The sequence below is a fragment of the Nocardioides sp. NPDC051685 genome (assembly GCF_044453405.1).
Taxonomy (GTDB): domain Bacteria; phylum Actinomycetota; class Actinomycetes; order Propionibacteriales; family Nocardioidaceae; genus Nocardioides.
Window position 1 is genome coordinate 44,905 of the sequence record NZ_JBITCR010000005.1, and the last position, 14,008, is coordinate 58,912.

Here is a 14,008-nt window from a genome sequence, read left to right on the forward strand (position 1 = left end):
TGCGTCAGCAGCGAGCGTCGCGCAGCGCGGCCGCCTTCGATGTCAGGAAACGGCGCTCGGCGAGGTTCGTTGCCCGCACCGAGGCCAGATCGTACGCAGCGGCAGCGCCGTCCAGGTCGCCGGCGAGCTCCAGCAGATGAGCGCGCACGGCGGGCACCCGCGGATGGTCGACGAAGCCGCCGGACCCGTTCTCGGCGCAACCGCGCAGGAGCTCGTCGAGCAGCGCGAGCGCGGGGCCCGGGCCGTCGGCGTACCCGACCGCGACAACCTTGTTGAGCGTCACGATCGGCCCGGGGGCGACCTTCTCCAGGAGCCCGTAGAGCGCGGTGATCTGCAGCCAGTCGGTCTCCTCCGCGGACGGTGCGCGATTGTGGAGCGCGGCGATCGCCGCCTGGATCTGGTAGGTGCCGGGGCGGCCGCTGCCGATGACCGCATCCACCAGCGCGACCCCCTCGCGGGTGGCCTCGGGCCGCCACCGGCTCCGGTCCTGGTCGGCCAGCGGCACCACCGCGCCGTGGGCATCGACCCGGGCGGGCCTGCGGGCGTCCAGCAGCAGCATCAGCGCCAGCAGCCCACCGAGCTCGCCGTGGCCGGTCCCCGTCACACGGGCGAGCGCGGTGCGGGCCAGCCGGGTCAGGCGGATCGCCTCGGCGCACAGGTCGACCCGCTGCAGGTGGTCGCCCTCGGTCGCGACGTACCCCTCGTTGAAGAGCAGGTAGAGCACCTTCAGCATCGCCGGGATCCGCGCGGCGAGGTCCGCGGTCCCGTCGATCCCGAGCGATCGCCCTTTGATCGTCGCCTTCGCCCGGGAGATCCGCTGCGCCATCGTCTTCTCCGGGACGAGGTAGGCGTGCGCGATCTCCCGGGTGGTGAGCCCGCCGACCGCCCGCAGGGTCAGGGCCACCGCCGAGGCCGGGGTGAGGCTGGGATGGCAGCACAGCAGGAGTACGTCCAGGGAGTCGTCGACCGCCGACGTCTCCTGCCTCTCGGGCTCGGCGAGATGGTCGGCCCGTTCGCGCTCCCGACGTCGCGACTCGCTGCGCTTGGCGTCGACGAGCCGGTGCATCGCCGTCGTGATCAGCCAGCCGCGGGGCTGGTCCGGAACGCCTCGTTCCGGCCAGCTGCGTACGGCCTCGACCAGCGCCTCCTGCACGGCGTCCTCGGCCGCGTAGAAGTCGCCGCAGCGCCGGGTGACGACGGCGACGACCTGCGGCGTGAGGTCACGCAGCAGGTCATGCGGAATCGCCTCGGTCACTCGATGCTCGCCTCACCGAAGGCGATGGTGTCGTCGAGCGACGAGTTGTCGGAACCGTGGTACATCCGGCGCACCTGGATCGGCTGCTCGATCGCTCGCCCGCCGGGGCCGGGGGCTGCGGAGTAGAGCCCGGCGATCTCCAGGGCGCGTTCCTCGGTCTCGGCGTCGATGATCATGTAGCCGGCGACCCACTCCTTGAACTCCTGGAACGGCCCATCGGTGACGGTCTTGTCGATGCCGTCCGAGGTCACCACGAACGCCTGGTCGGGAGGCGTCAGCGCCTCGACGTGCACCAGCTCGCCGGACTCGGTCAGGGCCTTGTTGAGCGCTTCGTAGTAGCTCATGTGGCCCTGCACCTCCTCCTGCTTCCAGCCGGCCATCCCACCGGGAGTCTCGTCGGTGCCGCCTTGGTAGTCGAGGATCATCAGGTAGCGAGGCATGTCCTCACCCTTCCACTTCGGGCGCTCCTTGTGAGCGCCATTCACGAGGGGAACGGAGCCGGCCGACGGATAACTACATGCTTCGGCGAATATTTTCGGCGTAGGTTTCTCGCCGTGCTGAAGGCCTATGACGAGCAGTTGCGAACCGATGCCGAGACTCCCGGGGCGGTGACGGTCACCCGCCACGGGCCGCTGCGCCTGATCACCTTCGACGGGGGTCGCGGCTTCATCTCCTACCGCGACCTGGGCGGCGCCGACGAGGATGGGATCGAGGCGCTGGTCGCCGCCGCGGCGGCGCACTTCGACGCCGACCCGGCGATCGAGGAGGTCGAGTGGAAGACCCGCGGCCACGATGTCGCTCCAGGGCTGCACGAGACCCTGGTCCGGCACGGTTTCGAGCCCGAGGACCCCGAGTCGATCATGATCGGTGAGGCCCACCTGCTCGCGGTGGACGTCCCGCTGCCCGAGGACATCCGGCTGCGCGCGATCACGAGCGCGGAGGACGTACGCGCCGCCGGCGTCATGCAGGACGGCGTCTTCGGGTCACCGACCTCCGAGGGGCGGTTGGACCAGATGGTGCGTCGGATCGCGGCGGGGGAGTGCGAGATGTGGGTCGCCGAGGCGGACGGCGAGATCGTCAGCGCCGGCCGGATCGACCCGGTCCCGGACACGGAGTTCGCCGGCATCTGGGGTGGCGCGACGCTGGAGGAGTGGCGCGGCCGCGGCATCTACCGTGCCCTGACCGCCGCCCGCGCCCGCACCGCCATCGCGCTCGGCAAGCGCTACATCCACAGCGACTCGACCGAGTTCTCCCGGCCGATCCTCGAACGCTCCGGCCTGGTGAAGGTCGGCACCACCACGCCCTACGTCCGCCGCCCGAGCTGACCGTCGACCTCGTCAGCACTCCGGCGGAGGGACCGACGCGTCCTGGCCCGACCGGGCCAGCGACTCGGCGATCCGACCGTTCGCCTTCAGGTCCTCGACCAGCTCGTGCACGAAGCTCGCGGTCGCGGGGCGGTGGTGACGTGCGATCGCCACGGCCTGGCGGATCTGCATGAAGCGGGGCTCGACCAGCCGCAGGCCCGGGTCGGCGGTGACGTGGCGGGTGAGGGGCTGCCGGATGCCCGCCGCGACGTCGAGCCCGAGGTCGCGAAAGGCGTCGATCCCGTCGGTGCCGCGGACGACCTCGGCGTGCTCCAGGGTGCGGGTCAGGAAGAGGTCGTAGGCCGAGCCCTCCTTCACCCCGACCCGGACGCCGGCACGGTCCACGTCGTCAGCGGTCCGGATCGGGGAGCCGGCGGCCACCGCGTACACGCCCTCGATGAGGACGTACGGCGCGGTGAACTCGACCTCGGCCGCCCGGGCCGGCTCGACCGCGAGAAAGGCGACGTCGGCCGACCCGGTCCGCAGCGCCTCGAAAGACTTGCGGGCGGCGTCGAAGCACAGGAACGAGACCGGTACGCCGAGCCGGCTCGCCAGCTCCCGCGCGATGTCCACGGTGACCCCGCTCGGTGCCTCGGCGGTGCCCTGGGCGAGGACCGGGTTGCCGAGGTTGATCGAGGCGCGCAGGGTCCCGGTGGGCGCCAGGTCGGCGGCGGCGTCGCGGTTCGGGTCAGGCATCGCGGTCCTTCGGCAGGAGGGTGCGGATCGGGTCGCCGGCCAGCCAGGCCGCGATGTCCTCGACGGCGCCACCGTAGAAGCGGCGGTAGTTGCCCTCGGTGACGTAGCCGAGGTGCGGGGTCGCGACCACGTTCGGAAGATGCCGCAGCACATCGTCGGAGGGGAGCGGCTCGACGTCGAAGACATCCAGACCGGCGCCGGCGATCGTGCCGGAGCCGAGGTGGGCGACCAGCGCCTTGGTGTTGACCAGGCCGGCGCGCGAGGTGTTGACCAGGTGGGCCGTCGGCTTCATCCGGGCGAGCTCGCCGTCGCCGACGATGTGGCGGGTGGTCTCGGCGAGGACGAGGTGGAGCGAGACGATGTCGCTGGTCTCGAAGAGCGTGTGCTTCTCGACGGCCCGCACCCCGAGCGGCTCGGCGCGCTCCGTGGTGAGGTGCGGGCTCCAGGCGATCACGTCCATCCCGAACGCCTGGCCCACGGCGGCGACCCGGGTGCCGATCTTGCCGAGCCCGAGGAGGCCGAGCGTGCGGCCGTGGAGGTCGCCGCCGACGGTGCGCTGCCAGCCGTGGCCGGTCGCCTCGAGGACGATGTGCCGGGTCAGCGCATGGATGAGCGCCCAGGTCAGCTCCACCGGAGGATGCGGGCTCGACGGGGTGCCGCACACCGTGATCCCCAGCCGGGCCGCTGCCGCGAGGTCGATCGAGGCGTTGCGCATCCCGGTCGTGACCAGCAGCTTCAGCGCCGGCAGCCGCTCCAGGAGGACGGCCGAGAACGGCGTACGCTCCCGCATCGCCACCACGATCTCGGCCCCGTCGAGCGCCCGGACCAGGGCGTCCGGCCCGAGGTGCTCGGTCAGCGACGTGACCTCGAGACCGTCGAGCGAGTCCCACGCGGCGTACCTCTTGGCCACGTCCTGGTAGTCGTCGAGAATCACGCAGCGCACGATCGCAACCTATCGGGTCGCCGGCGTTCTGCTGTGGGCAGATCTGCCTGCGGCGGATTCGCTGGTACGTGGCGGGGGAGTCCTTCAGAGTCGAAGACATGACCCAGACACCCATCAGCGCCGGGCCGCTCGACGAGCAGCTGACCGCGCGGCTGCAGAACCAACGGATCATCGTGCTCGGCCAGGAGGTCGACGACGCGATCGCCAACCGGATCTGCGCGCAGCTCCTGCTCCTCTCCGCCGAGGACCCGCACCGCGACATCTCCCTCTACATCAACTCGCCCGGCGGCTCGGTGACCGCCGGGATGGCGATCTACGACGTGATGCACCTGATCCCCAACGACGTCTCCACGCTCGGCATGGGGATGGCGGCCAGCATGGGGCAGTTCCTGCTCACCGCGGGCACTCCGGGGAAGCGCTACGTGCTGCCCCACACCGAGGTGCTGCTGCACAAGGGGTCGGCCGGGATCGGTGGGTCGGCGGCGGACATCGAGGTGCAGGCCGCGCGGCTGGCGCGGATGACCCAGCAGATGCTCGAGATCACCGCCGCCCACACCGGCCAGAGCGTCGAGCAGATCGACCAGGACTCGCTGCGCGACCGGTGGTTCACCGCCGAGGAGGCCCGCGACTACGGCTTCGTCGACGAGGTGCTCAACGACGTGCAGTCGGTGACGCCGGTCCAGCAGCGCAGCGCCGCCTTCGGCCTTGCCGCCGGGGGTGCTCGATGAGCTCGTACACGATCCCCTCGGTCGTCGAGAAGACCCCGCGCGGTGAGCGGGCCCTCGATGTCTACAGCCGTCTGCTCTCCGACCGGATCGTCTATCTCGGTACGCCGATCGACGACGGTGTCGCCAATGTGGTGATCGCGCAGCTCATCCACCTGGAGTCGGACGCGCCGGACACGCAGATCGAGCTCTATCTCAACTCGCCGGGTGGCGACCCGACCGCGATGTTCGGCATCTACGACACGATGCAGTTCCTGCGGTCTCCGGTCGCGACCACCTGCGTGGGCCAGGCGGCGGGTTCGGCCGCGGTGCTGCTGGCCGCGGGGGACCCGGGGCGGCGTACGGTCCTCCCGCACGCGCGGGTCGTGCTGCAGCAGCCGGGCCAGGACGGTCAGCGGGGCGATGTCACCGACCTGCAGGTCGCGGCGAAGGAGATCGGCCGGCTGCGGGCCGAGATGGACACGCTGCTGGGGCGACACACCGGGCGGAGTGCCGAGGAGATCCACGCCGACACCGAGCGCGACCTCGTCCTCGGGGCCGAGGAGGCGGTGGCGTACGGGCTGGCGGACGCTGTGCTGGAGAGCCGCAAGCTCACCTCGGTCTGAGGATCAGGCGGCGAGAGCCATCGGGCCGGTGTGGCGGGTGCCCGCGCGGAGCGTGCGGGTGACCCGCTCGGTCAGGTCGACGAGGCCGAGGCCCAGCGCACCCCCGACGGCCTCGAGCACCTCGGAGCTGGGCTCCTTGCGGCCGCGCTCGATCTCGGAGAGATACTGCGTCGAGACACCGGCATCGCCGGCGACATCGGCCAGCGTGCGCTCCTGTCGGGACCGCTCCTCGCGGATCACCTGGCCTGCGGCCTCACGCCACAGCGGCGCCGGCTTGTCCTCGCCCGGCAACGGATGGCCGGGAAACCTGATCACTTCGCCCATGGCAACACCCTAGCGCTGCGCGCGAAGCCCGAGTGGGCCGTTCGCGCCGGGCGAACACGCCCCCTACCAGGGGTTATATCGGTCGAACGATAGATGACAGGGACTTGCCAGGGAGCCGCGACACCCCGATAGTGGTCGCACAGTTTCGATCTTTGTAGGTCTACTGTGCACGACCAGAGAACTTGTCGAGTCGTTGGTATCACGGGGGAATCGTGTTGCATCGCAAGCAGATCGCCTTGGCCGGAATGGCAACTGGACTGGCCATGACAAGCATTGGGATCGGCGGCCTGATCGTCGGCAACGCCGGGGCGGACGAGCCCGGCCAGAGCTATGCCACGGACGAATCGGGAGTCAGCCTGATCTCGCCGGTCTCGCCGGTGGCACCGCTGGAGAAGTCGTCCTCCAAGCCGTCGAAGAGCGAACCGTCCAGCCAGAGTCCCGGGAGCGAGGCTCCTGAGGTCGCCGAATCGGTCCCGGCGAGCCCGCGCTCGGTCGAGGAGTCGGCAGACGAGGGCTCGACCTCCCCGGTCCCGGCGCGGCCCACGCAGGTGCCGTCGGAGCCGCGGCCGACGAGCAGGCCGACCGAGTCGCCGAGCGACCCCGGTGAGTCGCCGAGCGAGCCCAGCCAGTCGCCGAGCGAGAGCCCCAGCGACCCCAGCGAGTCGCCCAGCGACCCCAGTGAGTCGCCCAGCGAGTCGGACACCACGTCGCCGGACCCCTCGGACACGCCCACCAACTGATTCACGCGCCTGTCGCCGATGCCCCGGGGTGGGTAACGCTCGGCGACCGGCTGCCCTACGCTGTGCGCCACACCAGGCGCGGGGCGGTTACAGGGAGTCGAGTTGCAGAGCAAGCAGGTCGCCGTGGCAGGCATCCTGACCGGCGCGGTCATGACCGGCCTCGGGGTGATCGTCCTTCTCGCCGGTCTGGCCGAGGCCGAGGGTCCCGACCGGGACCCGGTGACCGGCTACGAGGACGTCGGCAACGCCTATCCCGACGTGGATCCGTTGCCCTCGTTGCCTGCCGCCAGGTTCTCCGAGAGGCCCGACACGGGCTCGTCGACCGGTCAGGGTGGTCCGGCGGCTGGTCACGGGGAGACGGACGGCCCGCGGGAGCCCGGCCCGACCGAGACCGCGTCACCGGGTGGACCGAGGGCGACCCGCGAGCCGGACGAGCCTGCCGAGAGCGCCGGCCCGACGCCCACCTCCGAACCCACGGGTACGTCCGAGCCGGTGCCGTCCACCGATCCGACCGCGTCCACTGATCCGACCTCCGACCCGACACCTACCGAGACCGCGACCCCGACCACGGAGCCGTAGCCACCCCTCCGGCTGGTGCAGCGCTCACCATCCCCGCTCGCGCCACTCGGCGAGATGAGGGCGCTCGGCGCCGAGGGTGGAGTCGTCGCCGTGGCCCGGGTAGAACCAGGTCTCGTCGGGGAGGGTCGCGAAGATGCGCTCCTCGACGTCGTCGAGCAGCCGGGTGAAACGTACGGGGTCCTGCTGGGTGTTTCCGACGCCGCCCGGGAAGAGGCTGTCACCGGTCCACAGGTGAGGCGTGCCCTCCGGGTCGCGGTAGAGGAGTGCCACCGACCCGGGGGTGTGTCCGCGCAGTGCGATCACTTCGAGGGTGCAGTCGCCGACGGTGACGGTGTCGCCGTGGGAGAGCCTGCGAGAGACCGGTACGCCGGTGGCCTCCGTGATCGCGTCGGCATCGGGCTCTCCTGCGAGAGCGGTGGCGCCGGTCGCGGCGGTGACGTCCGCCAGGGCCCGGTGGTGGTCCCAGTGCTGGTGGGTGGTGATGACGGTGGCCAGGTTCTCGCCGACGAGGGGGAGCAGGGTCTCGGGTTCGGCGGCGGCGTCGATGAGCAGCTGCTCGCCGGTGGATCGACAGCGCAGCAGGTAGCAGTTGTTGGACATCTTCGCGTCGACGGCGACCTTGGTGAGGGTCAGTCCGCCGAGCTCACGCACGTCGGCCGGGCCGCCCGGTTTCACCGCGCCTGTATAAGTGGTAGGGGCATCGCTCATGCGCCTATGCAAGCACGTCGGACACGGTCAGAAGTAAAATGTCGGTGCTCCGTGAGAGGGTGCCGTCTGGGAGTCTTCCCAGCGTCGTATGATGCGAACATCTGTTCGACGCGGTAGCGCGATGCGATAGCACTGGACGAGGAAAGAACGTGGCGGAGCAGCAGCTGATCATCCGGGGAGCCCGGGAGCACAACCTGAAGGATGTCTCCCTCGACCTTCCTCGGGACTCGATGATCGTGTTCACCGGCCTGTCCGGAAGCGGGAAGTCGAGCCTCGCGTTCGACACCATCTTCGCGGAGGGCCAGCGCCGCTATGTCGAGTCGCTGTCGGCGTACGCCCGCCAGTTCCTGGGTCAGATGGACAAGCCCGACGTCGACTTCATCGAGGGGCTCTCCCCGGCGGTGTCGATCGACCAGAAGTCGACCTCGAAGAACCCGCGCTCGACGGTCGGCACCATCACCGAGGTCTACGACTACCTGCGTCTGCTCTACGCGCGCGCGGGCCGTCCGCACTGCCCGACCTGCGGAGCGCCGATCGAGCGGCAGACGCCGCAGCAGATCGTCGACCACGTGCTCACCCTGGAGGAGGGGCGCCGCTTCCAGGTGCTCAGCCCGGTGATCCGGGCGCGCAAGGGGGAGTACGTCGAGCTCTTCAGCCAGCTGCAGCAGCAGGGCTACTCCCGGGTGCGCGTCGACGGCGAGATCCACCAGCTCGACGCGCCGCCCAAGCTGGAGAAGCAGAAGAAGCACACCATCGAGGTGGTCATCGACCGACTCCAGGTCAAGGAGTCGTCCAAGCGACGGCTGACCGACTCGGTCGAGACCGCGCTGGAGCTGGCCGGCGGCCTGGTCGTCTTCGACTTCGTCGACACTGGCGAGCAGATGAAGTTCTCCGAGCGGATGTCGTGCCCCAACGACCACCTGCTCGACACCGACGAGCTCGAGCCGCGGTCGTTCTCGTTCAACTCGCCCTTCGGTGCATGCCCGGCCTGCACCGGGCTCGGCACCCGGATGGAGGTCGACCCCGAGCTGGTCGTCCCCAACCCGGGCGCGACCCTCGCCGAGGGCGCGCTGCAGCCCTGGTCCCAGGCCCACGTCGCCGAATACTTCCTGCGTCTGCTGGAGGCGCTCGGTGGTGAGCTCGGCTTCGATCTGGACACCCCGTGGGACGACATCCCGGCCGCCGGCCAGAAGGCGATCCTCGACGGTCACGGACGCAAGGTGCACGTGGTCTCGGTCAACCGCTACGGCCGCCGCCGTTCCTACGACGCCGAGTTCGAGGGCGTACGCCGCTGGGTCGAGCGGCGCCACAAGGAGGCCGAGTCCGACACCACCAGGGAGCGCTTCGAGGGCTACATGCGCCAGGTGCCGTGCCCGACCTGCCGGGGCACCCGGCTCAAGCCCGTCTCGACCTCGGTGACGCTGGGAGAGCGCAGCGAGGGCGGTCTCAACATCGCCGAGCTGTGCGCGCTGCCGATCAACGAGGCCGCCGAGTGGCTCGACCAGGTCGAGCTCACCGGTCGCGAGCGGCAGATCGCCGAGCAGGTTCTCAAGGAGATCCAGGCGCGGCTGCGCTTCCTCCTCGACGTGGGGCTGGACTACCTGTCGCTGGAGCGGCCCTCGGGTTCGCTCTCCGGTGGCGAGGCCCAGCGGATCCGGCTGGCCACCCAGATCGGGTCCGGCCTGGTCGGCGTCCTCTACGTGCTGGACGAGCCCTCCATCGGCCTCCACCAGCGCGACAACCACCGGCTGATCGAGACCCTCGAGCGGCTCAAGCGGCTCGGCAACACCCTGATCGTCGTCGAGCACGACGAGGACACCATCAAGGTCGCCGACTGGGTCGTCGACATCGGCCCCGGTGCCGGTGAGCACGGTGGCCAGGTGATCCACTCCGGCACGGTGAAGGAGCTGCTCGCCAACGAGCAGTCCCTGACCGGTCAGTACCTGGCCGGCCGTCGCGAGATCGCCGTCCCGGCCGTACGCCGCCCCCGCACCGCCGGCCGCGAGCTGACCGTCCACGGGGCCCGGGAGAACAACCTCAAGGACATCGACGTCACCTTCCCGCTGGGGCTCTTCCTCGCGGTCACCGGCGTCTCCGGCTCGGGCAAGTCGACGCTCGTCAACGACATCCTCTACACCGCCCTGGCCAAGGAGTTCTACCGTGCCCGCACGGTTCCGGGCCGGCACACCAAGATCTCCGGCCTGGACAACGTCGACAAGGTGATCCACGTCGACCAGTCCCCGATCGGGCGTACGCCGCGGTCCAACCCGGCCACCTACACCGGCGTCTTCGACCACATCCGCAAGCTCTTCGCCTCCACCCCGGAGGCCAAGATGCGGGGCTACCTGCAGGGCCGGTTCTCGTTCAACGTCAAGGGTGGACGCTGCGAGGCCTGCTCGGGTGACGGCACGATCAAGATCGAGATGAACTTCCTGCCCGACGTCTACGTCCCGTGCGAGGTCTGCCACGGGGCGCGTTACAACCGTGAGACGCTCGAGGTGCACTACAAGGGCAAGTCGATCGCCGAGGTGCTCGACATGCCGATCGAGGAGGCGGTCGAGTTCTTCGCCGCCGTTCCCGCGATCGCGCGCCACATGAAGACCCTGGTGGAGGTCGGCCTGGGCTACGTGCGGCTGGGGCAGCCCGCGACCACCCTGTCGGGCGGTGAGGCGCAGCGCGTCAAGCTCTCCGCCGAGCTGCAGAAGCGCTCGACCGGCAAGACGCTCTACGTCCTCGACGAGCCCACCACCGGTCTCCACTTCGAGGACATCCGCAAGCTCATCGGCGTGCTCTCCTCACTGGTCGACAAGGGCAACACGGTGCTGGTGATCGAGCACAACCTCGACGTCATCAAGACCGCCGACTGGATCATCGACATGGGTCCGGAGGGCGGCAACCGCGGTGGCACCGTGATCGCCGAAGGCACCCCGGAGGCGGTCGCTGCGACCCCTGGCAGCCACACCGGTGGCTTCCTCGCCACGCTGCTCGACGGCAGGGCCGCCGAGCAGCCGCCGGCCAAGCCGGTGAAGGCGAAGGCGGAGCCGGCGAAGAAGACCGCGGCCAAGAAGAAGCCGGCAATGCGGAAGAAGGTCAGCGCGTCCTGACTCGAGATCGAGATTTGCCTGAAGTTTACGCTCGGCGAGTTACTTGCCTTGTTGACGTGCCTATTCTGGGCGCCATGAGCGAATCTCGCATCACCCGGCGCAACGTCGTCACCGGCACCGCGGTGACCGCGGTCGGTCTGCCCCTTCTGACCGCCTGTGGCGGCGGCGACACCGGCACGGACAGCTCCGGTGACGGGTCGGGCGACGCCGGGTCGGGCTCGGGCGGCGGTGGCGCGTTGGTCGCGACCAGCGACGTCCCGGTCGGCGGGGGAGTGATCGTCGCCGATCGCAACCTGGTCGCCACCCAGCCGACCGAGGGCACCTTCAAGGTCTTCTCCGCAGTCTGCACCCATCAGGGTTGCACGGTCGCGAAGGTCGCCAACGGCACCATCGACTGCCCCTGTCACGGCAGCCGCTTCTCGATCGAGGACGGCTCGGTCTCCCAGGGTCCCGCCCAGAAGCCGCTCAAGGAGGTCGCCTTCAAGGTGACCGGCGACGAGATCGTCCCCAGCTGAGGGCTCAGGTCCGCGCGAGTGCCTGTGCGCGCCACAGCTCGTCGCGCGGTGAGCGACGACGGCCGAGGCGGGCATCGAGCAGCACCCGGGCCTCGTCCCAGCGGTCGGCGCGGAGCAGCGCGGCGATGCGGGCTTCCTCGATGATCTCCCGTTGTGCGTCGGAACCGCCCAAGCGGCGGATCGACGGCGCGAGCACGGCGAGCCGGTCGGCGGCGGCCGAGTTCTCGTTGCGAGCCATCTGGCCCAGCGCCTCGGCGAGCGGAGAGACGACGGTGGCCATGGTCGGGTGCGCGTGCCCGGCGGCCCACGACCTCAGCTCGTCGAGCGCGCCGGCATCGCCGGTGGCCAGGTGCGTGACCGCGGTGTGCATGGCCAGGAACGGGGTGGCGGGCCGGGTCATCGTCTCGCGGCCGGTGACGCGTACGACCTCGGAGATGTCGGGGACGTCCCGTGCGCCCGGCGTGAGCGCCCAGCGGAACAGCAGCGAGCCGGAGTCGACAAGCGCCCGGCAGCCCAGCGCGTGGCCGGGCTGGAGCTGGGTCTCGTAGCGGCGGCGTACGGCCTCCAGGTCGCCCAAGGAGAGCTCGTGGAGCGCGGCGTGCCAGGAGAAGTGGGAGAGCGAGTCGATCTGGGCGCCGTCGCCGAGCACCCACGACGACATCCACGCGAGGCCGGCCTCGTGGTCGCCGGTCTCGTAGTGCGCGTGTGCGCGGGCGTGGGCGGAGTGGCCGGCCCCGGGCTCCACCGCCAGCGAGGCACAGGAGAGCGACATCGCGTCGTCGAAGCGGCGCTGCTCCTGGCGTACGAAGGCGAGCAGGCCCGCGAACCACCAGTCGTCACCGTAGGCGGGAGCCGCGCGCTCCACGATCGCCCACGCCTCCTCGGGCACCTCGGTGGCCCCGGCGAAGGCGATGGTCGGCACCGCGGTCGAGAGCAGCAGCGCGTCCCGTGGGAACGCCGCCAGGTGGTCGATCAGCGGCCGCGGGTTGCCACCGACGTGGGCCGCGACTGCGTGGACGTGGCTACGCTCCCGCTCGGTCGCGCGCCGGGCGTGCAGCTGGGCCTGCTGAAGGCGTGCGGCGACATCGACGGGAGCACACATCTCGTGGCCGAGCAGCGCCAGTGCGGCATGCCCGAGCGCGAACGTCGGGTCGAGGACGATCGAGGCCGCGAACGATGCGAGCGCGCCGTCGCGCAGACGAAGCACGTCGAGCAGCCCCTGGGAGTAGGCCAGGGCAGCCTCGTCGCTGGTGGTCAGCGAGTATCCATAGCGGTCACGACACGGCACATAACCATACTAGACCACTAGACTTTAAAACCCAGGCCGACGCGGCTCGATTTCACCCAGACTGTGGATCTCAGCTGGGCACCGCGAAGGCATGGGTCATCCACGAGCTGTGCTTGGGGTCGGGCGGCGTCTCGTCGGTGAGGTTGGTCGCCGTCCCCTGGATGCCGCCGGTGTGGCCGGACAGATACTCGGCCTTGACGTAGGCGTACAACCGGTCGCACCCCGGCACCCGGCTCACCTTGGTGTAGAGCGGGATGGCCTTGTGGTGCGTCTGGTCGTTCACCGTCACATCGGTCCGCGCTACCGGGGCCGACGCACAGGTGGTGCTCCCGTTCATCAGGCGTACATACAGGGTGAACCGGGCCGTCGAGGTGTCCGAGGAACCGCAGTCGGCGTTACCGTCGCCGTCCGCGTCGTCAGGCCAGCACGACTGGAACTCCGTGTCGGCGATGACAGCGACCTCGGTGTAGTCGGTCGGCAGCGTACGGTCCAGGGTGGAGATGTAGAGCGGCTTCCCGGCCTCCAGTGTCGTCGGCGACCCGGCCGGTTGAGCGACCTGGATCGGCTGGCCGGACACATCCTCCTTGATGTCCGTCCCGGCGAACCTCAGCTCGCCACCCACCGTCATCGAGGACACGTTGTACGTCAGCGAGATGGTCCTCAGATAGATGCTGCAGGTCATCGTGCCGCTGGTGGTCGCCTCGACCAGCAGCCGGGTGACGATCGAGATGGACTGCCGGTCCTCGCGCCCCGTCGGAGGGTCGATGTTCTCGCCCATCACGGCGCTGCCGGAGCCCGCGCCCGAGCAGATGACCTCGTTGTCCACCAGGTTGACGTGTGCGGAGTCGTACGCATCCAGCCTGGAGTAGAGGTAGGCGGTCCTGCCTGCGGTCACCTGGGCGGTGACGGTCTCCAGCTTGACCACCTTCTGGTAGACCGTCTCCCCTTCCTTGGGAGCCGCTGGGATCCCGGTGATCACCCGGGGCGCGAACGTGACGGCTTCGGCGGCGGGCGCCACCAGGATCAGGGAACCTGCGAATGTTGCGACAAAGGCGACGACCACCAGCAGCCGGTGCCTTCCCGAGACCATGTTCATCGGTGCCACTCCTCATCGAGACCAGGACAAGCGCGAACGTCGGACAACCCGGGCAAGGGTCGGTGT

The 14,008-nt window shown here is 70.1% G+C and carries 15 protein-coding genes; 6 read left to right on the plus strand and 9 right to left on the minus strand.

The genetic code is table 11. The features are described 5' to 3' along the window. Positions 1-4: 4 nt before the first annotated feature. Together ACIA03_RS15645 and ACIA03_RS15650 are read right to left on the minus strand one after the other, a co-directional pair. The gene (locus ACIA03_RS15645; RefSeq protein ID WP_396983985.1) at positions 5-1,255 is read right to left on the minus strand and encodes an RNA polymerase sigma factor; all 1,251 of its coding nucleotides are present in this window, start codon (positions 1,253-1,255) and stop codon (positions 5-7) included. Further along, entirely contained in the window at positions 1,252-1,695 is a 444-nt protein-coding gene (locus ACIA03_RS15650; RefSeq protein WP_396983987.1) for a YciI family protein, read from the minus strand. Before ACIA03_RS15650 ends, ACIA03_RS15645 begins: the two co-directional genes overlap by 4 nt. A 114-nt stretch (positions 1,696-1,809) precedes the next feature. Here ACIA03_RS15650 and ACIA03_RS15655 point away from each other — a divergent pair, with 114 nt between their 5' ends. Then, complete coding sequence (locus tag ACIA03_RS15655) at positions 1,810-2,580, plus strand: GNAT family N-acetyltransferase (protein ID WP_396983989.1); 771 nt, start codon at positions 1,810-1,812, stop codon at positions 2,578-2,580. A gap of 12 nt (positions 2,581-2,592) precedes the next feature. Here ACIA03_RS15655 and ACIA03_RS15660 read toward each other — a convergent pair whose 3' ends face one another. Together ACIA03_RS15660 and ACIA03_RS15665 are read right to left on the minus strand one after the other, a co-directional pair. Next, positions 2,593-3,315: a transporter substrate-binding domain-containing protein gene (locus ACIA03_RS15660; RefSeq protein WP_396983991.1), complete on the minus strand. Its 723-nt coding sequence runs from the start codon at positions 3,313-3,315 to the stop codon at positions 2,593-2,595. Continuing rightward, positions 3,308-4,258, minus strand: a complete 951-nt coding sequence (locus ACIA03_RS15665) for a D-2-hydroxyacid dehydrogenase family protein (protein WP_396983993.1) — start codon at positions 4,256-4,258, stop codon at positions 3,308-3,310. Before ACIA03_RS15665 ends, ACIA03_RS15660 begins: the two co-directional genes overlap by 8 nt. Positions 4,259-4,305: 47 nt before the next feature. Between ACIA03_RS15665 and ACIA03_RS15670 the strand changes: the two genes are divergently transcribed. Both ACIA03_RS15670 and ACIA03_RS15675 read left to right on the plus strand, forming a co-directional pair. Next, positions 4,306-4,986: a ClpP family protease gene (locus tag ACIA03_RS15670; RefSeq protein ID WP_396984899.1), complete on the plus strand. Its 681-nt coding sequence runs from the start codon at positions 4,306-4,308 to the stop codon at positions 4,984-4,986. Continuing rightward, complete coding sequence (locus ACIA03_RS15675; RefSeq protein ID WP_396983996.1) at positions 4,983-5,588, plus strand: ClpP family protease; 606 nt, start codon at positions 4,983-4,985, stop codon at positions 5,586-5,588. Before ACIA03_RS15670 ends, ACIA03_RS15675 begins: the two co-directional genes overlap by 4 nt. 3 nt (positions 5,589-5,591) lie before the next feature. On the opposite strand, the gene ACIA03_RS15680 is transcribed toward ACIA03_RS15675, so the two are convergent. Together ACIA03_RS15680 and ACIA03_RS15685 are read right to left on the minus strand one after the other, a co-directional pair. Further along, entirely contained in the window at positions 5,592-5,912 is a 321-nt protein-coding gene (locus ACIA03_RS15680; protein WP_396983998.1) for a helix-turn-helix domain-containing protein, read from the minus strand. Positions 5,913-6,240: 328 nt separating this feature from the next. Beyond that, entirely contained in the window at positions 6,241-6,639 is a 399-nt protein-coding gene (locus ACIA03_RS15685) for a hypothetical protein (RefSeq protein ID WP_396984000.1), read from the minus strand. A gap of 115 nt (positions 6,640-6,754) precedes the next feature. Here ACIA03_RS15685 and ACIA03_RS15690 point away from each other — a divergent pair, with 115 nt between their 5' ends. Continuing rightward, on the plus strand, positions 6,755-7,231 hold the full coding sequence (locus tag ACIA03_RS15690) for a hypothetical protein (protein ID WP_396984002.1): 477 nt from the start codon (positions 6,755-6,757) through the stop codon (positions 7,229-7,231). 24 nt (positions 7,232-7,255) lie between these two features. Here ACIA03_RS15690 and ACIA03_RS15695 read toward each other — a convergent pair whose 3' ends face one another. Then, positions 7,256-7,939: an MBL fold metallo-hydrolase gene (locus ACIA03_RS15695; RefSeq protein WP_396984004.1), complete on the minus strand. Its 684-nt coding sequence runs from the start codon at positions 7,937-7,939 to the stop codon at positions 7,256-7,258. Between the two features lie 149 nt (positions 7,940-8,088). On the opposite strand from ACIA03_RS15695, the gene uvrA reads away from it, so the two are divergent. Then, on the plus strand, positions 8,089-11,043 hold the full coding sequence (gene uvrA, locus ACIA03_RS15700) for an excinuclease ABC subunit UvrA (protein WP_396984006.1): 2,955 nt from the start codon (positions 8,089-8,091) through the stop codon (positions 11,041-11,043). 74 nt (positions 11,044-11,117) lie between these two features. Beyond that, a complete protein-coding gene (locus tag ACIA03_RS15705) occupies positions 11,118-11,558 on the plus strand; it encodes a Rieske (2Fe-2S) protein (protein WP_396984008.1) in 441 nt (146 codons plus the stop codon). Positions 11,559-11,562: 4 nt separating this feature from the next. Here the strand turns inward: ACIA03_RS15705 and ACIA03_RS15710 are convergent, their stop codons facing one another. Further along, on the minus strand, positions 11,563-12,846 hold the full coding sequence (locus ACIA03_RS15710; RefSeq protein ID WP_396984010.1) for a pyridine nucleotide-disulfide oxidoreductase: 1,284 nt from the start codon (positions 12,844-12,846) through the stop codon (positions 11,563-11,565). Between the two features lie 70 nt (positions 12,847-12,916). Beyond that, positions 12,917-13,942 (minus strand): hypothetical protein, encoded by a 1,026-nt coding sequence (locus tag ACIA03_RS15715; RefSeq protein WP_396984012.1) that lies wholly within the window; start codon positions 13,940-13,942, stop codon positions 12,917-12,919. Between the last annotated feature and the right edge of the window lie 66 nt (positions 13,943-14,008).

Excerpts from the sequence above, each read along its gene's own strand:
- ACIA03_RS15650 (WP_396983987.1), bottom strand. The coding sequence starts at position 1,695 with ATGCCTCGCTACCTGATGATCCTCGACTACCAAGGCGGCACCGACGAG.
- ACIA03_RS15705 (WP_396984008.1), top strand. The coding sequence starts at position 11,118 with ATGAGCGAATCTCGCATCACCCGGCGCAACGTCGTCACCGGCACCGCG.
- ACIA03_RS15715 (WP_396984012.1), bottom strand. The coding sequence starts at position 13,942 with ATGAACATGGTCTCGGGAAGGCACCGGCTGCTGGTGGTCGTCGCCTTT.
- ACIA03_RS15660 (WP_396983991.1), bottom strand. The coding sequence starts at position 3,315 with ATGCCTGACCCGAACCGCGACGCCGCCGCCGACCTGGCGCCCACCGGG.
- ACIA03_RS15695 (WP_396984004.1), bottom strand. The coding sequence starts at position 7,939 with ATGAGCGATGCCCCTACCACTTATACAGGCGCGGTGAAACCGGGCGGC.
- ACIA03_RS15675 (WP_396983996.1), top strand. The coding sequence starts at position 4,983 with ATGAGCTCGTACACGATCCCCTCGGTCGTCGAGAAGACCCCGCGCGGT.
- ACIA03_RS15680 (WP_396983998.1), bottom strand. The coding sequence starts at position 5,912 with ATGGGCGAAGTGATCAGGTTTCCCGGCCATCCGTTGCCGGGCGAGGAC.